The following is a 21,176-nucleotide window of genomic DNA, read 5'->3' as shown; positions in this document are numbered from 1 at the left end:
GCTGCGCTGGGCGGCATCGAACGCGACCGCGATCCGGGCTTGCGCGGCGGCGGCCGCGGACTTCAGATCCTCCAGGGCACGCAACTGGTTGATCAATTCGGCACAGTCGGCCGGTTCGGTGGCGGCGTCGGGCCGGAACGAGGCAACGGCATCGATCAGGTCCCGCACCCAGGCATCTGACACAGCCATATCCGGACCTGCGCCGCCCGAAGGCGTGCCCGATCTGATCAGCTGTGTTCCCCGGTTCCCGGCCATAACCAAAGCATCGCAGAGGGGTCCGACTTTTTAGGCGGACAACCAGTCCAGCCGAAAACCCGGAAGATCGAAAGGACTCCTTATGTTGTTGATGGACCGCTTTCCGTGACCGCCACCCGGCTGCGTTCATCAGCGAGAAAGTCAGATCGAAGCCGTTTTTCGGCAAGCAGTCGTGCAAGGACAAGAGTCAGGAGAATTAGGTGTGGATCGGGATGCCGGCGCTGCTGCCAGTCAACTGCTCGCCTCCGTGATCGGGCTCAGCGTGCTCGTCAAGGCAGGTGGGCAGCCAGGGAAGTTCGGCGCCGTTGTCGACGAGATCGTCGACGGATTATGACGCGGAGGGAATCGACGGGACACGGCAGGCGCGTGCCGCTTATGCCGATCCTGTCTTATTCCGATCCTGTAAAGAGTTCGATCCCGGCCGCGGTCGCGACTTCTCCATAGGCGTGTGCCAGGTCAGCGAGGCCCGCGTGTCTGTTCAAGTCGCTCGGGTTCGGGACCACCCAGACGAGGGGGGCCGCCGAGAGGGTCCGGTTGAGGTCCAATTGTTGCCCGGTGCCGCCCGAAGGCAGTCCTGTAGGCGGTGATTCCCAATACGGCCACCACTGCCGGAGCGATGCCTTCGACGCGGCTTGAGAGAGCTTCGGCTCCAGCGACGAGCTGCGCTGCGGTGAGTTCGTCCGCGCGCGCCGACGCTCCCGCGACGAGAGACGTGATGCCGAGGCCACGTTCACGCAGATGCGCGAGGTCTTCGGGACGGAAGCCCGCGGAAGCATCTACCCGCCGATCGATGATTCCCGCCCGGTAGAGAGCGGGATAGAAACGGTTGCTTCCGCCGCCAAAATGCGCCTGCACCGCGACGGCGCGCAGGCCGGGATTTATGCCGACGAACAAAAGCCGTGTTTGGTCCCCGAGCAGGTCCGGCAGGCTCTGGCCTCGGAACGAATCAAGGGCAGACCGACTAAATCCCATCACTCCATCTTCGGGCTTCCGGAAGCGGAGAGCTACGACGGCGGGGTGCCGCTTCCCATGGAAGCCGCACCCCGCCGTCGGGATCGCTAAGCCGCGCCCGTCAGCGGCGAAGGGAAACTACGCCGAAACCAGGTTGTGCCAGTCGGCGACGAGGGGCAGGTTGTGCGCCTCGGAGACCGAGCGGTGGGTGACCTTGCCTGCAGCGATGTTGAGGCCGGCTGCCAGGGCGGGGTCGCGGTCGAATGCGGCCTTGACGCCCAGGTTGGCCAGCGACACCGCGTAGCGCAGGGTGACGTTGGTCAAAGCGTAGGTGGAGGTGTTCGGAACGGCGCCCGGCATGTTGGCGACGCAGTAGAAGATCGTGTTGTGGACCTTGTACGTGGGTTCCTGGTGCGTGGTGGGGTGGGTGTCCTCGAAGCAGCCGCCCTGGTCCACGGCGATGTCCACCAGCACGGAGCCGGGCTTCATCCGGGAGACGAGCTCGTTGGTGACGAGCTTGGGAGCCTTGGCGCCCGGGATCAGCACGGAACCGATGACGAGGTCGGCGTCGATTACGGACTTCTCGATCTCGTACGCGTTGGAAGCGACCGTCTTCAGGCGGCCTTGGTAGAGGGCATCCAGTTCGCGGAGGCGGTTGATGTTGATGTCCATGATGGTGACATCGGCGCCCAGGCCCAGGGCCATGGCGGCGGCGTTGGTTCCAGCGACACCGGCCCCGAGGACAACGACCTTGGCCGGGCGGACACCCGGAACGCCGCCCAGCAGCACGCCCTTGCCGCCGGCAGGAGCCATGAGGGAGGAAGCGCCGACGACGACCGACAGCCGGCCGGCGACCTCGGACATGGGTGCGAGCAGGGGCAGCGTGCGGCCTTCCTGGACGGTTTCGTAGGCGATGGCGGTGACGCCAGAGTTGATGAGCTCCTGGGTCAGTTCAGGCTCAGCGGCCAGGTGCAGGTAGGTGAAGAGGATCAGGCCCTTGCGGAAGCGGTGGTACTCGGCCTTGATGGGTTCCTTGACCTTCATGACCATGTCAGCGCGTGCCCAAACGTCGTCGGCTTCGGACACGATCTCCGCGCCGGCAACCGCGTATTCCTCGTCCGTGATACCGGAGCCCAGGCCTGCGCCCCTCTCCACCAACACCGTGTGGCCGTGGGTGCGGAACTCGTGAACGCCTGCGGCTGTGATAGCAACGCGGAATTCGTTGTTCTTGATCTCTTTGGGGACACCGATGATCATTTTGGGCTCCATGTTCGAAAGGCTTCAACGGCCTTTTCTCTGCGGCGGACTGTGATTCCAGAATAAATCCGCTGTGAGCCAGACGACACGAAAGGCGATGACCGCCGTCGTGAACTTCCTTGTATTTCCGGGGTTTTTGCCTCCGGCAACTCGACATTTGTCGAAGCTGAGAACGTCAGGTGTCGCCTGATGTTCGTCGGGCAATTCGGGATCCGACATGAACCCTCGCCCGCCAGCTGAAACGCATGTTTCATGAATGATTCATCTTGTGACATTTGTGTCACTTCGTTGAAACGTGGCTTTCCTATCGTGGATGAGCAACACGCACCTCCGTCCAACGATTGGCCAGCACCATGAAGACACAGACCTCTTCGACTGTTGTTCCTGCAGCCAGGAAGCCCCTGTACAAGTCCTTGTTCGTCCAGATATTCGCCGCCGTGGTTGCAGGTGTGCTGATCGGCCACTTCTGGCCCAGTATCGGTTCCGGGCTGCGTCCTCTTGGCGACGGCTTCATTCAGCTCATCAAGATGATCATCGCGCCACTGATCTTCCTGGTCATCGTCACCGGAATCGCGGCGGTGGGGGATGTCAAGGCCGTAGGCCGTGTCGGAGCCAAGGCACTCATCTACTTCACCGGGGCCACACTGTTCGCCCTGGCATTCGGCCTGGTGGTGGGCAACCTCGTCCAGCCAGGGGCAGGGCTCAACATCGATCCGAATTCGCTGAGCCAGGACGCCCTGAACGCCAAGACCAGCTCGGCCCCGCCCAAGGACGTGGGCCAGTTCCTGATCGGTGTCATCCCCACCAGCGTCGTGGGCGCCTTCGCGAGCAACAATCTGCTGCAGGTCTTGTGCTTCTCCGTCTTCTTCGGTTCGGCCGTTGTTGTCATCGGCATGGAACGGTGCGGGCCTGTGCTCACGTTCATGGAGACGGTCCTGGACGTGTTCTTCAAGATTATGGCCTGGGTCATGCGGGTGGCACCCATCGGCGCGTTCGGGGCCATGGCGTTCATCATTGGCCAGTACGGACTGGATTCATTGGGCACATACGCGGTACTCATCGCGGCGTGTTACGGGGCCGCCGTCGTGTTCATCGCTTTGCTCTTCCTCGTGGCGTGGGGCATCGCCCGGGTGCCGCTCTGGCAGTTTTTGAAGTACACCCGTGAAGAGTTCCTGCTGGCCCTTGGTACGGCGTCCACGGAATCTGTCATGCCGCGCATCATGGCCAAGCTCTCCAACGCAGGTTGCTCGCGCAGCACCACCGGCCTCGTTATTCCGACCGGCTACTCCTTCAACCTCGACGGTGCCGCAATCTATCTGTCGATCTCCCTGCTTTTCCTCGCCCAGGCTTTCGGGCACCATCTCGATCTCGGGCAGCAGCTTGTGGCGCTGGGGATCCTCATGCTCACCTCCAAGGGCATGGCGGGCGTTCCCGGTTCAGCCTTCCTCGCTTTGTCGGCCACGGCTGGTGCCTTGGGGATATTTCCCGTCGCGGGCGTCGCGCTTCTCCTGGGCGCGGACCGGCTGATGGACTCCATGCGGGTGGTAGTGAACCTGCTCGGCAACTGCGTGGCCACCTTTGTCGTCGCGAAGTGGGAAGGCGAGTTCGATCGGGACGCCATGCTTCGTGCCTTCCGGGGGGAAGGGGCCCTTCCCGAAAAAGCCAGCGAGGCTCCCATGCCGGCGCACGCTGGATAGATGTTCCACGCTGGATAAACAAATCCGGCCACTCGTGTCCGGCAAGCAAAGTAGTCTTGCTCCATGCAGCAAGAAGTGGAGAAAATCGTCGAGGACGTCGCACTCAAATTGGGCCGCGGGCTCTCCCTGGAAGACCTCGACGGCGTGCTGCTCGCCTACAGTTCTAACCAGTCCCACGCCGACCGTGTGCGAGTGAATTTCCTCCTGAGCAAGCGGGTCCCGGTGGACGTCAGTGCGTGGCAGCTCTCGCACGGCATCGCCACCGCGGTGCGTCCCGTCGTCGTGCCCGCCAATGAAGAACTCGGGATGGTGGGACGCGTCTGCGTCCCGCTGCTGGTGCGCGGATTCCGCGTGGGGTACCTCTGGGTCCAGCAGGACCTTGACGAGCAGACCGCGACGGCGATACTCGCCGAGTTGCCCGGCGTCCGGGACGAGTTGGACCTCCTCGCGGGGTTGCTGCTCGATTCCAATACTGCCGAATCGGAGTTCCGGCGCCGCCGCGAGCAGGAATTCCTGGCTGCATGCCAGGGCGAGTCCAATGCGGTTGCGGCCGTAGCGGGGTGGAAGGAAATCCAAGGCCGTGGGCCGTGGCAACTGGTTACCGTGCTCGACGCGGAAGACAGCGGCGGCGTCTCGGATCCGATCGCGGCGACCCTGACGCACCGTTCCGCTGCGCTGCAAGCAACTATCGGAGTCGATTCCGTGCTTTTCAGCGCCGGCACCGAGACGCATTCGGTCCTGTTGTTCCGCGAAACGGGCGGACGGGCGGAGCACGCCCAGGTCCTGGTTCATTATCAGCTGGAACTCGCCAAGCGCGCGGGCCGGAAGGTGGACCGGGTCATTCTCGGCATAAGTGAGCCGTTTTCAGTCATCCGCCAGCTGGGCCGGGCCTACCGTCAGTCGAAGCTCGCGGCCCAGGCTGCCGCCGTCGATCCTCCACTCGGCGAGCTCGTGGACAGCCGCTCGGCCGGGATCTACCAATTGTTCGAACGGCTCCAGGCGCCCGGTGGGTGGGACGATTCGGGCTCGGCACATTTCCAAGAGATCGAGGATGCGGACCGCAATGGCGAGCTGTTGCCCGTGCTCGAACTGCTTTACGACAGCGACGGCTCCGTGCAGGACGTGGCCGAGAAGCTTCACCTGCACCGAAGCAGCATCTACAACCGGCTCGCCAGGGTCCGCCAGCTCATTGGTGCAGATCCGCTGAATGGCGCGACACGGCTCGAACTCCATGCAACGCTCAAAGCGCGCCGCTGGGCGGGCCGCCCGCGGATTTGAAGCCCCCGGTACCAGGAAGCCACTGGTACCGGAAGCCGCGCTGGCCTACTTGTTGAGCTGCCTTAGCTGCTGCAAGCTGCAGCGCCAGCGGTCCGGACGGTGCTGAATCATTTGCGTCCGGGTGCGCCGGCAGCACCGCCCATGCCACTCAACGGCAAATGTTCGATGCTCTCCCGTCCTCACTGCAGGGCCTTGGTTGCTGCGTCCAAGATCGACCCAAGGTCAACGCCCGATTGCGTGGGTTTCGGCGTGGGAGTAGGGCTGGGCGGGGTCCGCGGCTTCCAAGAACCAGTGGGCGCGGGCGTCGGAGACGCTGGGTCCGTCGGATCGGGCGTCGGGGCGGGGCTCGTTGGCCCCGTCGGACCGGGGCTGGGGGCCGGCGCCGGCTCGGCCGGAACCGGAGTGGACGGAACAGGCCCCGGGGTGAGGCTTGGGGGCAGTGCTGACGGGGTGGTAGGAACCTGGACGGAGATCGACGGCGCCGAAACACTCGACGGTTCGACGGCGGCGGGTCCTTGCGGCGAATGCTGCGCCGGGTCCGCGGCGGTCTGGCCGGACTTGGCGCTTGGGGTAGCGGCCGAGGGTGATGCTGCTGGGCTGAGTGGAGTGCTTGCCGTCGTGGAAGGAACGCTGGATTGCGTGGAGTCTTGGCTATCCGGGCTGGTAGCGCCCTGGGTCTGCGTCTGCTGGCCGAAGAAGGGCAACTCAAGGGCCTGGCTGACCGAAGCCGCCGCCAACAAGATGCCTAAGGCACCCGTCACCACGGCCATTCGGTTGCTCATCGTCCGGATGGTGGCAGCCTTCTTAAGGACGGCGTGTGGTTCGCGGCTAAAGGACGAACCCGTGAACGACGCCAGCCCAACGGCGGCACGAGGTGCCGGCGGGAGTGGCGTTGTGGCCGCCTTCTCAGTCCTGGCCGGCTCTGCGGTCTCGGTAGCGACCGCCGGAGTAGCCACCGTGGGAGCAGCCACCGTCGGAATGGCCGCGGTCGCCGGCTCTGCGGTCTCGGCAGCGACCGCCGGAGTAGCCACGGTGGGAGTAGCCACCGCCGGAATGGCCGCGGTTTCGCTGGCTTGGGAAGCTCTCTTCCGTTCGGCAGCGCGGGCGGCCGCACGCGTGGTGGGCACCGCCGTCGTCGGGGTTGCCGTGGTGGCGGGAACCGGCGTCGAAATCAAAGGTTCAGAAGCCGGTGCAGCAATGAACGGTTCGCTGTCTTTGGCCCGACGACGTCCGGTTGGTTTGATGCGCTCGCGCGCCACTTGGGCACGGCGAGGCTGATCCATGGTTGGGGACATGGTGATTGCCTCTCAACGCCTTCGAGGTTAGCTGTCGGGTTCGGACGAGGCCGTCCGGCCGCACGTGGCGGCTTCACCCCAAGGGCCTGTGGAAAAGTAGGCCCGGAGACTCTGGGTCCCCCGTCTCTGCCGCGGGTCTGGCGGATTCCGGATTGCGGCAGAGCTCGGCGTCAACCCGGAAGCGGCCCAGTTGGGGATGGGCCGCCCCTCGACGTTACAACAGCCGCGGCCCGAAGTCACATTTGGGTAACGGGGGTGGTGTCGCTTGGGTGGGATCCGGGCGAAAGTAGGGTCAAGATGCTATTTGCGCGAGGGCAGCTTTGGGCGGGCCGCGTGATCCTTGGGTGGTGCAGGTGCAGAATGGTCGCATGGACCTGCCCGTGATGCCACCCATCTCGCCCATGCTCGCCAAGTCTGTTCCATCCATCCCCGATGTTGGGCATTTTGAGCCCAAATGGGATGGCTTCCGAACGATCGTCTTCAAAGACGGGGACGAGATCATCCTTGGCAGCCGTAACGAACGGCCCTTGACCCGCTATTTTCCTGAACTCGTGGAGGCGCTCCGGAAGAACCTCCCGCCCAAGTGCGTGATCGACGGCGAGGTTGTCCTCATCGCGGACAACCGGCTGGACTTCGAACGCCTCCAGCAGCGTATCCATCCTGCTGACAGCCGCGTGAGAATGCTTGCTGAAGAGACACCGGCGTCGTTGATCGCCTTCGATCTCCTTGGACTGGGCGAGGAGAATCTCATGGATCGTCCGTTCAGCGAGCGGCGCGCCGCACTCGTGGAGGCTCTCGCCGCGGCGAAGGCCCCTGTCTTTGTCACTCCGGCCGTTCATGACCTTGCCCAGGCGCACGAATGGTTCACCCTCCTCGAAGGCGCGGGACTCGACGGGGTGGTTTCCAAGCCCCTCGATGGGGTCTACCAGCCCAACAAACGCGTCATGTTCAAGACCAAACATGAGCGGACCGCGGACTGTGTAGTGGCGGGATTCCGCTGGCACAAGACCGCCAAGGTGGTTGGATCGTTGTTGCTCGGGCTCTACGACGGGGCAGGACGCCTGCAACATGTGGGGGTCGTGGCTTCGTTTCCGATGGCTCGCCGGGAAAGCCTTGTGGCCGAACTCGAACCATACCAAGCCGATCTCAGTGAACACCCTTGGGGCAAATGGGACGGCCAGGAAGCCGGTGCGGGTTCACGAATGCCGGGAGCGGTTAGCCGTTGGAGCGCGGGCAAGGACTTATCTTTTGTGCCGCTGCGCCCCGAACTCGTTATCGAGGTTGCCTACGACTACATGGAGGGCGATCGGTTCCGGCACACCACACAATTCCGTCGCTGGCGTCCGGACCGCGACCCGCAGAGTTGCACCTACGCACAGCTGGAAGAACCGGTGGACTTCGATCTCGGCGAAATCCTGTCCCTGCCGCAGTGAGATTCCCGGGTACCGGGCGTTTAGTCAGTGGCGGCGTCGTCTCCGGTGGCGGCTTCGGCTTGCTTTCGCTTCTGCGTTTCCAGCCATGCCATGATGTCGGCGAGTCTGATGCGGCGGTGAGTGCCGCGGTATTCCACCGGGATTTCGCCACGGTCGGTCATGTTCCGCAGGTAGGTGTGCGAGATTCCCGCGAGTTCGGCCGCCCTCGACGTCGTGAGCATTTCCTCGACGCTGCTCACTGTCACCGCTTCGCCTCGGCCCAGCCTGCCAAGGAGGTCGACGACGGCGTCCCTCGCCTCATCCGGCAGCCGGTGGACCGTGCCGTCCACGAAGACGGTGATGTCGTTGCTGTCCTGGAGTGAGCGAGCCAGGTTCCGGGCGTCGTCCGCGGGCAAGCCAGGCGTCACGCGGGGAGCTATCAATGCCATGGCAGAAGCCTAGCCGCGCTCGAGGCTATGCGGTTACGCCGCCGTGTTAGATTCACGCCTATGGTCAACTACCCCGCAAATCCGGATCCAGGCCCTGCCGTGGCCGCGGCCATCGAGCTATTGGTTCGGCACGGCTACGACACGACCTCCGTGGACGACCTCGCCGGCGCTGCCGGGATCAGTCGAAGCACGTTTTTCCGCAAGTTCGGATCCAAAGAGGACATCGTTTTCGCCGATCACGACCGTATCCTGGCGCAGGTTGAGGAGTTCCTTGCGGGAACGACGGCGGATCCGTTGCGTGCCGTCGTGGAGGCGGCGCTCTTGGTCTTCGGCCACCACGTGGGCAACCGGAAAACCTCCCTCGCCCGCTACGAACTCCTGCATCAGGTGCCTGCCCTTCGTGATCGTGAACTGGTCATGACACATCGTTATCAGCGGGCCTTCCGGAATCATCTCTCTTCCGCTCTTCCCGAGGGCGAAAACCGGGAACTCACTGCCGCGGCCTTTGCTGCATCGGTAGTGGCGGTGCACAACAGTGTCCTGCGCGAATGGCTGCGGGCTCTTTCTGCCGGCGACGACGTCGAGCGCGGCGAACGCGAGGTGCGGGAAGCTGAAGCCGTGGGGTTGGCCGTTCGACTTGGGCGCGAGTTGGGTACTCTGGCCGACACTTTCGCCAAGGTTTCAGCCGGCGAGGCCGGCAGCCTGACGGCCGGTGCGCCTCCTCCGGAAAGCGGCCGTCCCGCCGTCGTGGTTGCTGTCCTGGATCCGGCAGCGGGCACAGAGCAGATCCTCCAAGCGGTCCGGGACGCCCTGGCTTAGCGTTGGATCCAGCAGAACCTCTTTGGCATTGAGTTCCTTGACATGAAACTGAGTGTCAGCGCATGCTGGGAGTCGCAGAGCGCAACCCAGAGCGAGGATTCCCCCATGACGACGACGTCCGATAGCACTTCCGAAGAACTGGATTCTGTTTTTCCGTCCGGGGCTGTTTTCCCGGCCGGAACCATGGAGCCCGAGTATGTCCTGAACGAATCCCTGGACCCGGACCCGGCCTCCGTCTTCAAGGACATCAGCCGCGAAGACCGCGCTTACTGGGACCGCGCCCGGACGTTTGTCCAGGGCGAGGTGCTCCCGGTCATCGCGGGGTACTGGGAGCGCGCGGAGTATCCGCTGCATTTAGTGAAGCGCCTGGGTGAACTTGATCTGCTTCGCGACGGGATCAACATCGACGGATTCCCGGCCATGAGTAAGACCGCCGCCGGGCTGGTCACGATGGAACTGAGCCGCGGCGACGGGTCCATCGGCACGGTTGTCGCGGTCCAGGGTGGATTGGCTTTGCGGTCCGTGGCCGAATGCGGTTCTCCGGAGCAGCAGTCCCGCTGGCTTCCCGCGCTTTCCCGAGCCGAGGAATACGGTGCCTTCGCCTTGACCGAGCCGGCGCACGGCTCCGATTCGGTGGGACTCGAGACGACAGCGACACCCGTCGAGGGCGGTTATGTACTCAACGGTGAAAAGAAATGGATCGGCAATGGCTCGATCGGCGGCCTGACAGTGGTCTGGGCTCGTGGCGACGACGGGCACGTCCACGGATACCTTGTCCCGCAGGATTCCCCCGGATACTTCGCCACGACCATCGAGGGCAAGCTGTCACTCCGGGCCATCTGGCAGGCCCACATCCGCCTCGAGAATGTCTTCGTCCCGGCGGAAAACGTGCTCCAGGGTGCCCGGAGTTTCAAGGACACAGCCCGGGTGCTCTTGGCGACCAGGCTGGGAGTGGCCTGGTCCGCCGTCGGGCATGCCACTGCCTGCTACGAAACCGCTGTGCAGTACGCTGCCCAACGCCGGCAGTTCGGCCGCCCGCTGGCCGCTTCGCAGATTGTGCAGGAGCGTCTTGCGCGCATGCATTCCGAGCTCGCCACCATGCAGCTCATGGTCATGCAGATGACCAGGCTGGACGAAGAGGGTGTGCTGACGCCCGCGCAGGCGGCGCTCGCGAAGTTCACGTGCACGCGCACTGCCCGCGGCATCGCCTCGAACGCGCGCGACCTGCTCGGAGGCAACGGGATCTTGCTGGCCAACCGCGTGGCCCGGCACTTCGCCGATATCGAAGGCATCCACACATATGAAGGCACGGAGACTGTCCAGGCGTTGATTATCGGACGCTCGATTACGGGAATCTCCGCCTTCGCCTAAGCGTCACCCCCACCGAGACGCTCGCTCACGTATGTGGCCAAATTCCCGAACGCTCGCTCGGATATGAGTCCAATCGACGGAACCCTCCTGTTGTATGTGAGCGGGCGTTGCCCGGGAAGCGGCTGTATGTGAGCGGGCGTTGCCTGGGAGGCGGCTGTATGTGAGCGGGCGTTGCCCGGGAGGCGGCTGTATGTGAGCGGGCGTTGCCCGGAAGGCTCCTACTCGGCGTCGAGGTCCGTTTCCAGCAGTGTCACGAGGGAATCCAGGGCCGCGTCGGCGCCGTCGCCCTCGGCGCGGAGCACGACGACGTCGCCCTTTGCCGCGCCGAGCGTCATGAGCGAGAGGATGCTGGCGGCGTCGAGCGCGTCATCGGGTGCCGATCCGGCCATCGCGATGGTCACTTCAACCGGGGATTCTCCCGCGGCTTCGGCAAAAATCGCCGCGGGGCGTGCGTGCAATCCGGAGCGGCTGGCGATGGTTGCGGTGCGTTCGGGCATTGTTTCTCCTTGTGTTCAGGTAGGACAGTGCAGCCGGGCTCAGAGCCCGAGTTCCTCGAGGATCGGCAGTTTGGCGCGGACCCAGGCCTTTGCGTCAAGCGCGTCGGGTGCACTGAGCGCGAGCCGGGCCAACTCTTGCGCCTGTTCCAACGTCACCGTTTTGAGCACGGTTCCGACGGCGGCCAGCGAGCGGGCGGTCATGGACAGTGTGGACACGCCCAGGCCAACGAGCACGACGGCGAGGGCCGGGTCCGCGGCTGCCTCACCGCAGACGCCAACGGGTTTGCCGTTGCCCTCTTCGGCCGAGCCCGCGACAGTCAGCTGCACGAGCCGCAGAACGGCTGGCTGCCATGGGGTGTTGAGTTCGGCGAGGGGGCCGAGTTGCCGGTCGGCCGCCATGGCGTACTGCGTGAGGTCGTTGGTGCCGAGCGAAGCGAAGCCCACGTGGCGCAGGACCGACGCCGCGGTCAATGCCGCCGAGGGAACTTCCACCATCACCCCGGGGGTCTTGATTCCCGCGGCGCTACACAGCGAAGCGAAACGGGCGGCCTCGGCCGCGGTCGAGATCATGGGTGCCATGACCCACACGTCAGCTTCTGATTCGCCGGCTGCGATGGCAATGGCCTCGAGCTGGCGTTCCAAAACTCCGGGCGTGGTGAAGTCGGTGCGGTAGCCGCGCACACCGAGGGCCGGGTTGGGTTCGGTGGCGTCGGTGAGGAAGGGAAGGGGCTTGTCAGCGCCGGCGTCGAGGGTCCGGAGCACCACTTTCTTTCCCGGGAAGGCGTCGAACACGCCCCTGTACGCGGCGGCCTGTTCCAGGACGGTCGGTTCGGTGTCGCGTTCCAGGAAGCAGAATTCGGTGCGGAAGAGGCCCACGCCCTGGGCGCCCAATGCGGCGGCCGCGGCAGAGTCCTTGGCCCCGCCGACGTTGGCGAGGAGGGGCACCAAGTGGCCGTCCGCCGTCGTGCCGTTTCCGTCAAAAACCGCCAGGGTGGCGGCATTTTCGAGCCATGCGAGGGCGGCCGCGCGCTGCTCTTCGGTGGGTTCGAGGGAGAGTGAGCCGGCAGCGCCGTCTACAAAGACTTCGGCGCCGTCAGGAATTTCGTCCACTCCGCGGGCTGCGACGACGGCGGGCAGGCCGAGCGAGCGCGCGATGATCGCCGTATGGGATTGCGGTCCGCCGCCCGAGGTGACCAGTGCTCTCACGACGGCGGGGTCCAGCGTTGCGGTGTCGGCGGGAGCGAGGTCTTCGGCCACCAGGATGAACGGAGTGTCCGACGCCGGGATCCCGGGGGCGGGTACCCCGCGAAGTTCGGCGACGATCCGCGCGCGGACGTCCAGGACGTCTGTGGCGCGTTCGGCCATGTATCCGCCCAGGTTGTGGAGCATTTCGGACACGGATGCGCCGGCTTCCCAGATGGCGCGTTCGGCGGAGGTGCCGTTGTTGTTGATGAGCTTGGTGGCCGACTTCAGGAGCATGGTGTCCTTGGCCATGAGCGCGGTGGCTTCCAGCACCGCTTTACCATCTCCGCTGGCCTTGTCCGCGCGTGCCTTGAGTTCGTCGTGGACCGACTGGGCAGCCGCTTTGAGGCCCGCGACGGCCTCTTCCGCGGTGGTGGATGCGGCCAGCTGCTCGCCCGACGGCGGTTCGCTGACCGGTTTGGGCATCTGACGGATAGTGCCAATGACGCGGCCCGGGCTAACGCCTACTCCTTGGAAATTCTGCACTGAAATCCTCTGTTCCTGCTCTCGGATCGGACCCACCGGCTGCGGCGCCTCGGGGTCCGAAAAAATCTCCTGTGACTCACTTCATATAGCGTTGCTATAGGTGCTAGGGTAGCGGCTATGAGTTTCGATGACCAGCTTCCGCCCAAAACTCGGCTGCTCCGTGCAGCTGCCGAGTTGCTGGCGAATTCGGACGGGTCACCGGTCTCTACGCGCCAAATCACCAAACTCGCAGGCGTCACGGCGCCCACGCTTTACCATCACTTCGGCGACAAGGAGGGGCTGTTCGACGCCGTCGTTTCAGCTGGCTTCGAGGAGTACGTGGCGGGAGAGCGGGACTTCGCACCCTCTGGGGAACCCCTGGAGGACGTCCGGCGGATGTGGGATAACCACGTCAAGTTCGGACTTACCCAACCGCACCTTTACCTGGTGATGTTCGGCAACATCCGTCCGGAAAGCAGGCCGGCCATCGTGGCTGATGCCGAGTCGCTCCTGGAGGAAATGCTGAGCAAGGCAGCCATTGCCGGGCAGATCAACGTACCCCCGCGGGAGGCGGCCAGAAGCATCCTGGCGGCCAACGTTGGCGTTACGCTCATGCTCATTGCCGAGCCTTTGGAAGACCGGAACCTCGAACTTTCCACCATGACCCGGGATTCCATGATTTTCGCCGTGTCCACGGAAACAGCCCGTGGCGCCGCAGCAGACGACTCCGGCAAGTCGTCGGTTGTTGTTGCGGCAATCGCGCTGAATGCGGCACTCCAAGCTTCGCATTCAGACCAGCTATCCAGTTCGGAGCTGAAGCTTTTCCTTGAATGGCTTCACCGAATCTCCTCCAGCTCCTAAAGCTGTCCTCCTTCGATAGTTATCGACTGATCCCGCATTGATGCGGGGCTCACGTTAGGAATTCACATAATGGCAACAGCGTCAGTTGCGAAACAGCGCACCAGCGTGCGCGTTGGTGTCCAAAAGTTCGGAACGTTCCTGTCCGGCATGATCATGCCCAACATCGGGGCCTTCATTGCATGGGGCATCATCACCGCCTTGTTCATCAAGACTGGATGGTTGCCCGTCCCTGAACTCGGTGGCTTCGGCAACAACGCAGCCGGGACACCGAATGTAGGCCTTGTCGGCCCCATGATCACCTACCTGCTTCCGCTTCTGATTGCCTACACCGGCGGAAAGAAGGTCTACGACGTCCGCGGTGGCGTCGTCGGTGCCATCGGTACCATGGGCGTGATTGTCGGCGCCGGCATCCCGATGTTCATTGGCGCGATGATCATGGGCCCGCTGGGTGGCTGGACCATGAAGAAGATCGACGCAATCTGGCACGGAAAGATCCGCGCGGGCTTTGAAATGCTCGTGAACAACTTCTCCGCCGGTATTTGGGGCGCTATTTTGGCCCTGTTCGGATTCTTCGGCATTTCGCCCGTGGTGCAGTCCTTCAGCACGGCTGCGGGCAACTTCGTCCAGTTCCTGGTGCACAACGGACTCCTTCCGCTCACCAGCATCTTCATCGAACCCGCGAAGGTCCTGTTCCTGAACAACGCAATCAACCATGGGGTGCTGACGCCCCTGGGGATCCAGCAGTCGCTCGACCAGGGCAAGTCCATCCTGTTCCTGCTTGAAGCCAACCCCGGTCCAGGCGCAGGACTTCTCCTCGCCTACATTTTCTTTGGACGCGGCGCGGCCAAGGCCTCGGCACCCGGTGCCCTCATCATCCAGTTCCTCGGCGGAATCCACGAGATCTACTTCCCATACGTCCTCATGCGTCCGCTGCTGATCCTCGGAACCATGGCTGGTGGCATGACAGGCATTGCGACTCTTGCAATCACCAACTCCGGCCTCGTGGCTCCCGCAGCCCCGGGATCCATCTTCGCCGTCATTGCGCAGACATCCCGCGACAGCTATGTGGGCGTCATCCTGTCGGTCGTACTGGCAGCAACGGTTTCGTTCCTCGTCTCCTCGTTGATTCTCCGGACCACGCACCACAGCGATGAGGTCGACCTTGGCGAAGCCACCTCCAAGATGGAGGAAATGAAGGGCACGAAGAGCTCCGTAGCTTCGGCCCTCCTGGGCTCAGGCGGCACTGCCGTCCTGACCAAGCCCATCCAGAACATCGTGTTCGCATGCGACGCCGGGATGGGTTCCAGTGCCATGGGCGCCACGGTCTTGCGCAACAAGATCAAGGCGGCGGGCTTCCCCGGTGTGAATGTGACCAATGCGTCCATCGCCAACCTGAGCGACACTTACGATGTCGTGGTCACGCACCAGGACCTGACAGAACGCGCCCGGCCGGCCACCTCCAGCGCCGTGCACGTCTCCGTGGATAACTTCATGAATAGTCCGCGGTACGACGAGATCGTTGATTTGGTCAAGAGCAGCAACGCCGGTCCCGGCGCTGAGGGCTCGACGGCGGTCGCCGAACCGGCCGCCGGTGCCCACGCCGCCCAGCCTGCCGCCGTCGGGGGCAAGGAAGTCCTTCTCCCCGAAAGCGTCATCCTCAACGGAACCGCCACGGACCGTGACTCGGCCATCGACGAGGCAGGCAAGCTGCTGCTGGATCGCGGCGCCGTGGACATGGGCTACATTCACGCAATGCATGAGCGCGAGGAATCCGTGTCCACCTACATGGGCAGCTTCCTGGCCATCCCGCACGGCACGAACGCTGCCAAGGACCACATCCTGCACTCCGGTGTATCGATCGTCCGCTACCCCGAGGGCATCGACTGGGGAGGCAAGCAGGTCAAGTTCGTCGTCGGCGTCGCCGGCATCAACAACGAGCACCTCCACATCCTGTCCTCCATCGCCAAGATCTTCACGGACAAGGCGCAAGTGGCCAAGCTTGAGCAGGCCACGTCGGTGGAGGAAGTGTTGGATATGTTCGGAAAGGTCAATGCATAGTGAAGGCAGTCCATTTCGGGGCAGGGAACATCGGACGGGGATTCGTAGGCTTGCTGCTGCACGAGGCCGGATATGAGGTGGTCTTCGCCGATGTCGCGGATGCCTTGATCAGCCAGCTCGCCTCCGCGTCCTCCTACGAGGTCCACGAGGTCGGCGAAAATGCCGCGGTCAAGACCGTGTCCGGTTTCCGGGCCCTGAATTCGGGCACTGAAGAGGCTGCCGTCGTCGCGGAAATCGCGACGGCGGACCTCGTCACCACTGCGGTGGGGCCGCACATCCTCAAGTTCGTGGCACCGGTGATCGCGCGGGGCATTGCCGGCCGCTCGCCGTCGTTGGCTCCGCTGCAGGTCATGGCCTGCGAGAACGCGATCAACGCCACGGACCTCCTGCACTCCGAAGTGGAAGCCGCTTGGGACGGCGCCGCGGGTGACCTTTCCTCCGCGGCGGTGTTTGCGAATACCGCGGTGGACAGGATTGTCCCCAACCAGGCGCCGGGCCAAGGCTTGGACGTCACTGTGGAGACCTTTTACGAGTGGGTCATCGACCGCACGCCGTTCGCGGGGAAGGCGCCGGTGATCCCCGGCGCGACTTTCGTGGACGAGCTCGGTCCGTATATCGAACGGAAGCTTTTCACCGTCAATACGGGACACGCCTCGGCAGCGTACTTCGGCTACGGAGCCGGCTTGGAAAAGATTTCCGACGCGATGGCCGACGAGTCCGTGGCCGCCCGGGTGCGGGCAGTGTTGGAGGAGACCAAGTCGCTTCTCGTGGCCAAACACGGTTTCGTCGAAGCAGAGCAGGAAGCGTACGTGCAGAAGATCCTGTCCCGCTTCACCAACCCGTACTTACCGGACACCGTGACCCGGGTGGGCCGTGCGCCGCTCCGCAAACTGGGCCGGCACGAACGGTTCATCGGCCCGGCCGCCGAGCTGGCCGAGCGCGGAGTGACTCCCGTTGCCTTGCTCGACGCGATATCCGCTGCCCTGCGATTCGACGACGGGGCCGACGACGAAGCAGTGGAACTCGCCCGGATGCTCGCCGAGATGGACGCCGCAGAGGCGGTCGAGCGCATCACGGAGCTGCCGCCGTCGCATCCGTTGTTCCCGCAGGTGCGGAAGCTGATCGAAGACCGGAAGGTCGAGGCCTAGCCCCCGGCCCTGGAACGCCCGCTCACCTGTGAGCGGGCGTCCTCCTAGGGGGCGGCGGTTTCGACGGCGGTCGTCTCGGTTTCGGCCATGGCTTTCCACTCGGCCACGCGGGCCTGGTGCAGTGGCGTCTTCCGGACCAAGGCGTAGGCCACGGCGAGGACGGCGAACCAGATGGGGGTTACGAGCAGGGCCGTAAGGGTGTCCGGCTGGGTTGTCAGGGCCCAGACGAGGAAGCCGAAGAACGCGAAGACCACCCACACCATCACGATGCCGCCGGGCATCTTGAAGGTGGACGCTTCGTGCAGGTGGGGCCGGCGCTTCCGGAAGACAAGGTAGCTGGCCAGGATGATGGACCAGACGAACATGAAGCAGACGGCGGACACAGTGGTGACCATGTCGAAGGCGGCTCCGATGTCCTTGCCCGCGTAGAGAAGGGCGACGCCGGCGAGGAGCAGCACGCAGGAGAGGAACAAGGCATTCTGCGGAACCTTGCGGCTGGACAAGCGGCCGAACACCTTGGGGGCATCGCCGTCGTTCGCCAGGCCGAACACCATGCGCGACGTCGAGTAGATGCCGGAGTTGGCCGAGGACATGGCGGAGGTCAGGACCACGAGGTTCACCACGGTTGCCGCGATGCCCAGTCCGGCCAGGGAGAACATGGCGATGAACGGGCTATGGCCGGCCTTGAACTCGGTCCAGGGAATGACAGACATCAGGATGATGAGCGCGCCGACGTAGAAAAGCATCACGCGGACCGGAATGGCATTGATGGCGCGGGGCAGGTTGTGCTCCGGGTTCTTGGTCTCGGCCGCGGCGGTGCCTACCAGTTCGATCCCCACGAAAGCGAAAACCGCGATCTGGAAGCCGGCAACGAAGCCCATGAATTCCTTGGGGAAGAAGCCGCCGTGGCTCCAGAGGTTGGTGAAGCTCGCGGCTCCGGCGTCTGACTTGAAGCCGGTGGAGATCATCACGATGCCCACAATGATCAAAGCGGCGATGGCGACGATCTTGATGAGGGCGAACCAGAACTCGGTCTCGCCGAAGGCCTTCACCGTGGGGAGGTTCAGGAGGAGCAGGATGGCGATGGTCGCGAGGCCCGGAATCCAGAGCGGCACGCCTGGCCAGAGCTCGTTGGCGTAGCCCGCGATGGCGATGACATCGGCCACCCCTGTTACTACCCAGCAGAACCAGTAGGTCCAGCCGGTGAAGAAGCCTGCCCACGGACCAAGGAGGTCGCCGGCGAAGTCGCTGAAGGACTTGTAGTTCAGGTTGGAGAGCAGGAGCTGGCCCATGGCGCGCATGACGAAGAACAGCATGAAGCCGATGATCATGTACACGAAGATCACGGACGGACCGGCGACGGAGATGGTCTTTCCGGAGCCCATGAACAGGCCTGTGCCGATGGCGCCGCCGATGGCAAGCAACTGGATGTGGCGGTTGCTCAGTGAGCGCGCCAGGTGCGGCTCGCTGTCTTTGCTGGAGGCAGTGCGTTGCCCTGTTGTTGTCTGGTGAGACATATCTGCATCCTTCGGGTGATTCGCCGCAATGGTGACGTGGCTAACAAATCTGCTAGTCCAAAGTAACTCGAACCACCCAAAAGATTGTGATTGAACGTTTCACTCAGAATTCATGAACGCTCGTAAAACGAAAGCACCCGACTGTGTCAGGCTGGTGCTATGAGTCACACAAATCCAGGCGTGAAGCCGCTGTTGAGCATGGCCCTGGACGAAGGAGTCTTCACGCTCCGCCGGGCCCACTGGGAGGACTTGCCCGCCATCCTGAGACTGCTCGCGGCGGATCAGTTGGGCAGTTCCCGTGAAAACGCCGAGGACGTCGGCCCGTATCTGCAGGCGTTTCAGCAGATCAACGAGGATCCGGCCCAACTGTTGGTTGTAGGCCATTTGAACGGCGCTTGCGTGGCAACTTTCCAGCTGAGTTTCATTCCGGGCTTGGCCCGGAAGGGTTCGCTGCGTTGCCAGATCGAGGCCGTGCGCGTCGCCGCGGAGTTGCGGGATCATGGCGTCGGTGCGGCCATGATGCAATGGGCGATCGAAGAGGCGCGGAACCGGGGCTGTACCCTTGTCCAGCTCACCAGCGACAAGTCCCGCAAGGACGCCCATCGCTTCTATGAGCGGCTCGGCTTCGTCGCCAGTCACGAGGGAATGAAGCTGGCGCTGTAGCGCCCGTAGCCTCGAGGGGTCAAAGGCAAGGCCACGCACCTCTTGATATTTAGGCAACCTAACTGTTAGGATACCTAAATATGAACACCGATCAAGCTGACGACGCGCTCCTCGCCCTCGCCCAATCATTCCGGGAAGCCTTGCGGCAGAGCGTCTACGTGATGCGCCGCCTCGATTCCGAGGAGCAACTCAGCTCGGCCCAGCTTGGCGTCCTCAAGATGGCGCTCGACGGCGGTGCCCGCGTCGGGGGGATCGCCCGGAACCTTGGGGTCAAGGTCCCAAGCGCCACGGAGCAGATCATCAAGCTTGAGCGCGCAGGCCTGGTCAAGCGCGAAGCAGACCCGGACGACTCCCGTGCCGTCCGTGTGGCCGCGACCGCCGCGGGACGTGCCGCCGTCGAGAATGCAGACCGGCGCCGCAACGAATTCATCGCCGGGATCCTCGGAACGCTGAGCCAGGCGGAACGTGACGCCGTCCGAGCCGCCCTTCCGGTGTTCGACAAGATCAACCATTCAGTCCAGAACTGAACAAAACCAAGAACTGAACGACCCAAGAACTAGGAGAGCAGTCCATGAAAGGCCAGCTCGCAGAGCAACTGCAGCCAGCGGAAGAAACACTCGAGGCCGAAAAGGCCTCGTTCCTCAGGCAGCCCAAAGCCGTGTGGGCCACGGCAATTGCCGCCGTTTTCGCCTTCATGGGCATCGGCCTGGTGGACCCGATCCTGCCGGCTATCGCCAAGAATCTCCAGGCCAGCCCCAGCCAAGTGTCGTTGCTGTTCACGAGCTACTTCCTGGTGACCGCCGTCGCGATGCTCGTGACCGGGTTCGTTTCTTCGCGGATCGGTGGCAAAAAGACGCTGATGATCGGTCTGGCACTGATTGTCGTGTTCGCATCGCTGTCGGGCCTGTCCGGAAGCGTGGGTGAGCTGGTCGGATTCCGCGCTGGTTGGGGACTTGGCAACGCCCTCTTCGTGGCCACCGCGCTTGCCGTGATTGTCGGCGTCGCGAGCGGCGGAACCGGAACTGCGATCATCCTGTATGAAGCCGCCCTTGGCCTGGGAATTTCCCTCGGCCCGTTGCTTGGCGCGCTTCTCGGCGGCTGGCAATGGCGCGCACCGTTCTTCGGCACCGCGGTCCTCATGGCCATTTCCTTCATCGCCTTGCTGGCCCTGCTGCCCAAGACCCCCACGCCGGCCACGAAGGCCCGTTTGCGTGACCCGCTCCTTGCCCTGGGCCATAAAGGCCTTCGCACTACCGCGGCCAGCGCCCTGTTCTACAACTACGGCTTCTTCACGATCCTGGCCTTCACGCCCTTCATTCTCGGGATGGACGCCTACGGTATCGGCTCCGTGTTCTTTGGTTGGGGCGTTGCCGTGGCCGTGTTCTCGGTCTTCGTGGCACCCGTGCTGCAGCGTCGCTTTGGTACCACCAACGTCCTGGTCGGCACCCTCGGGGCCCTTTTGTTGGACCTCGTCGGGCTGGGACTGGCCGCGGGGCACTCGGTGACTGCCGTCGTCGTGCTTGTCATTGTGGCGGGCGCCCTGCTGGGGATCAACAACACGCTCTACACCGAACTGGCCATGGAGGTTTCCGATTCGCCGCGTCCCGTGGCTTCGGCCGGTTACAACTTCGTGCGGTGGATGGGCGGTGCGCTGGCTCCGTTTGCCGCGGCACAGTTGGGTGAGCACTTCGGCCCGCAGGTCCCGTTCTTCGCCGCGGCCCTTGCGCTCGCGGTCGCGATCCTCGTGGCCGTCGGCGGCCGCAGCTACTTGAAGTCGCACGAACCGCACCTCGTGTAAGCCAGCAAAACCTCCCAAGTAGCTCGCAGTTGTTGTCGTTATGAGCCGGGCAAAGTCAACTGGTCGTAGCAACGCAGGGGGTTTAGGCTGCCTGCAGCAGCTGGTTGAGCCGGTTGGCTGGGGTTTGTAGGTTGAGGGTGGGC

General features: G+C 63.9%; 19 protein-coding genes, 1 pseudogene and 1 riboswitch. Of the genes and pseudogenes, 13 read left to right on the top strand and 7 right to left on the bottom strand.

The annotated features are described in order from the left end of the window. Window positions 1-189: pseudogene (locus AB0323_RS23530) on the bottom strand (HNH endonuclease); the annotation flags it as partial. Window positions 190-457: 268 nt separating this feature from the next. On the opposite strand from AB0323_RS23530, the gene AB0323_RS23525 reads away from it, so the two are divergent. Next, on the top strand, window positions 458-589 hold the full coding sequence (locus AB0323_RS23525; RefSeq protein ID WP_366179476.1) for a hypothetical protein: 132 nt from the start codon (window positions 458-460) through the stop codon (window positions 587-589). Window positions 590-711: 122 nt separating this feature from the next. Here the strand turns inward: AB0323_RS23525 and AB0323_RS23520 are convergent, their stop codons facing one another. Both AB0323_RS23520 and ald read right to left on the bottom strand, forming a co-directional pair. Continuing rightward, window positions 712-1,227 carry a mismatch-specific DNA-glycosylase gene (locus AB0323_RS23520; RefSeq protein WP_366179475.1) on the bottom strand — a complete coding sequence of 172 codons (516 nt, stop codon included), beginning with the start codon at window positions 1,225-1,227 and terminating at the stop codon, window positions 712-714. Window positions 1,228-1,344: 117 nt separating this feature from the next. Then, window positions 1,345-2,463 (bottom strand): alanine dehydrogenase, encoded by a 1,119-nt coding sequence (gene ald / locus AB0323_RS23515; protein ID WP_366179477.1) that lies wholly within the window; start codon window positions 2,461-2,463, stop codon window positions 1,345-1,347. Between the two features lie 353 nt (window positions 2,464-2,816). Here ald and AB0323_RS23510 point away from each other — a divergent pair, with 353 nt between their 5' ends. The 4 genes from AB0323_RS23510 (at window position 2,817) to AB0323_RS23495 (ending at window position 8,166) form a co-directional block, all read left to right on the top strand. Continuing rightward, complete coding sequence (locus tag AB0323_RS23510; RefSeq protein ID WP_366179474.1) at window positions 2,817-4,160, top strand: cation:dicarboxylase symporter family transporter; 1,344 nt, start codon at window positions 2,817-2,819, stop codon at window positions 4,158-4,160. A 63-nt stretch (window positions 4,161-4,223) separates the two neighbouring features. After that, window positions 4,224-5,438 (top strand): helix-turn-helix domain-containing protein, encoded by a 1,215-nt coding sequence (locus AB0323_RS23505; protein ID WP_366179473.1) that lies wholly within the window; start codon window positions 4,224-4,226, stop codon window positions 5,436-5,438. Between the two features lie 249 nt (window positions 5,439-5,687). After that, a complete protein-coding gene (locus AB0323_RS23500; RefSeq protein ID WP_366179472.1) occupies window positions 5,688-6,716 on the top strand; it encodes a hypothetical protein in 1,029 nt (342 codons plus the stop codon). A 19-nt stretch (window positions 6,717-6,735) separates the two neighbouring features. Next, window positions 6,736-6,886, bottom strand: a riboswitch (cyclic di-AMP (ydaO/yuaA leader). Between the two features lie 215 nt (window positions 6,887-7,101). Beyond that, complete coding sequence (locus tag AB0323_RS23495; protein ID WP_366179471.1) at window positions 7,102-8,166, top strand: ATP-dependent DNA ligase; 1,065 nt, start codon at window positions 7,102-7,104, stop codon at window positions 8,164-8,166. A gap of 20 nt (window positions 8,167-8,186) precedes the next feature. Here AB0323_RS23495 and AB0323_RS23490 read toward each other — a convergent pair whose 3' ends face one another. Beyond that, on the bottom strand, window positions 8,187-8,594 hold the full coding sequence (locus AB0323_RS23490) for a helix-turn-helix domain-containing protein (RefSeq protein WP_366179470.1): 408 nt from the start codon (window positions 8,592-8,594) through the stop codon (window positions 8,187-8,189). Window positions 8,595-8,654: 60 nt separating this feature from the next. On the opposite strand from AB0323_RS23490, the gene AB0323_RS23485 reads away from it, so the two are divergent. Together AB0323_RS23485 and AB0323_RS23480 are read left to right on the top strand one after the other, a co-directional pair. Further along, window positions 8,655-9,413, top strand: coding sequence for a TetR/AcrR family transcriptional regulator (locus tag AB0323_RS23485; protein WP_366179469.1), 759 nt, complete (start codon window positions 8,655-8,657; stop codon window positions 9,411-9,413). Window positions 9,414-9,518: 105 nt separating this feature from the next. After that, on the top strand, window positions 9,519-10,784 hold the full coding sequence (locus AB0323_RS23480; RefSeq protein WP_366179468.1) for an acyl-CoA dehydrogenase family protein: 1,266 nt from the start codon (window positions 9,519-9,521) through the stop codon (window positions 10,782-10,784). 218 nt (window positions 10,785-11,002) lie between these two features. On the opposite strand, the gene AB0323_RS23475 is transcribed toward AB0323_RS23480, so the two are convergent. Beyond that, the gene (locus AB0323_RS23475; RefSeq protein WP_364536581.1) at window positions 11,003-11,281 is read right to left on the bottom strand and encodes an HPr family phosphocarrier protein; all 279 of its coding nucleotides are present in this window, start codon (window positions 11,279-11,281) and stop codon (window positions 11,003-11,005) included. A gap of 39 nt (window positions 11,282-11,320) precedes the next feature. Next, a complete protein-coding gene (gene ptsP, locus AB0323_RS23470; protein WP_366179467.1) occupies window positions 11,321-13,009 on the bottom strand; it encodes a phosphoenolpyruvate--protein phosphotransferase in 1,689 nt (562 codons plus the stop codon). A gap of 117 nt (window positions 13,010-13,126) precedes the next feature. Here ptsP and AB0323_RS23465 point away from each other — a divergent pair, with 117 nt between their 5' ends. The 3 genes from AB0323_RS23465 (at window position 13,127) to AB0323_RS23455 (ending at window position 17,055) form a co-directional block, all read left to right on the top strand. Continuing rightward, entirely contained in the window at window positions 13,127-13,849 is a 723-nt protein-coding gene (locus AB0323_RS23465) for a TetR/AcrR family transcriptional regulator (protein WP_366179466.1), read from the top strand. A 69-nt stretch (window positions 13,850-13,918) separates the two neighbouring features. Next, window positions 13,919-15,907 carry a PTS mannitol transporter subunit IICBA gene (locus AB0323_RS23460; protein ID WP_366179465.1) on the top strand — a complete coding sequence of 663 codons (1,989 nt, stop codon included), beginning with the start codon at window positions 13,919-13,921 and terminating at the stop codon, window positions 15,905-15,907. Beyond that, window positions 15,907-17,055, top strand: coding sequence for a mannitol-1-phosphate 5-dehydrogenase (locus AB0323_RS23455; protein WP_366179464.1), 1,149 nt, complete (start codon window positions 15,907-15,909; stop codon window positions 17,053-17,055). The genes AB0323_RS23460 and AB0323_RS23455 overlap by 1 nt, the downstream gene beginning before the upstream one ends. 44 nt (window positions 17,056-17,099) lie before the next feature. Here the strand turns inward: AB0323_RS23455 and AB0323_RS23450 are convergent, their stop codons facing one another. Continuing rightward, window positions 17,100-18,572: an amino acid permease gene (locus AB0323_RS23450; RefSeq protein WP_366179463.1), complete on the bottom strand. Its 1,473-nt coding sequence runs from the start codon at window positions 18,570-18,572 to the stop codon at window positions 17,100-17,102. A gap of 159 nt (window positions 18,573-18,731) precedes the next feature. Here AB0323_RS23450 and AB0323_RS23445 point away from each other — a divergent pair, with 159 nt between their 5' ends. The 3 genes from AB0323_RS23445 to AB0323_RS23435 all read left to right on the top strand — a co-directional run bounded on the left by AB0323_RS23445 (window position 18,732) and on the right by AB0323_RS23435 (window position 21,033). Then, entirely contained in the window at window positions 18,732-19,235 is a 504-nt protein-coding gene (locus AB0323_RS23445) for a GNAT family N-acetyltransferase (protein ID WP_366179462.1), read from the top strand. Between the two features lie 80 nt (window positions 19,236-19,315). After that, window positions 19,316-19,762 (top strand): MarR family transcriptional regulator, encoded by a 447-nt coding sequence (locus AB0323_RS23440; RefSeq protein ID WP_366179461.1) that lies wholly within the window; start codon window positions 19,316-19,318, stop codon window positions 19,760-19,762. Window positions 19,763-19,806: 44 nt separating this feature from the next. Continuing rightward, the gene (locus AB0323_RS23435) at window positions 19,807-21,033 is read left to right on the top strand and encodes an MFS transporter (RefSeq protein WP_366179460.1); all 1,227 of its coding nucleotides are present in this window, start codon (window positions 19,807-19,809) and stop codon (window positions 21,031-21,033) included. The last annotated feature ends 143 nt before the right edge of the window (window positions 21,034-21,176 follow it).

Source organism: Arthrobacter sp. NPDC080031 (genome assembly GCF_040702485.1).
GTDB lineage: Bacteria > Actinomycetota > Actinomycetes > Actinomycetales > Micrococcaceae > Arthrobacter.
This window is presented reverse-complemented; position numbering and strand designations above follow the sequence as displayed.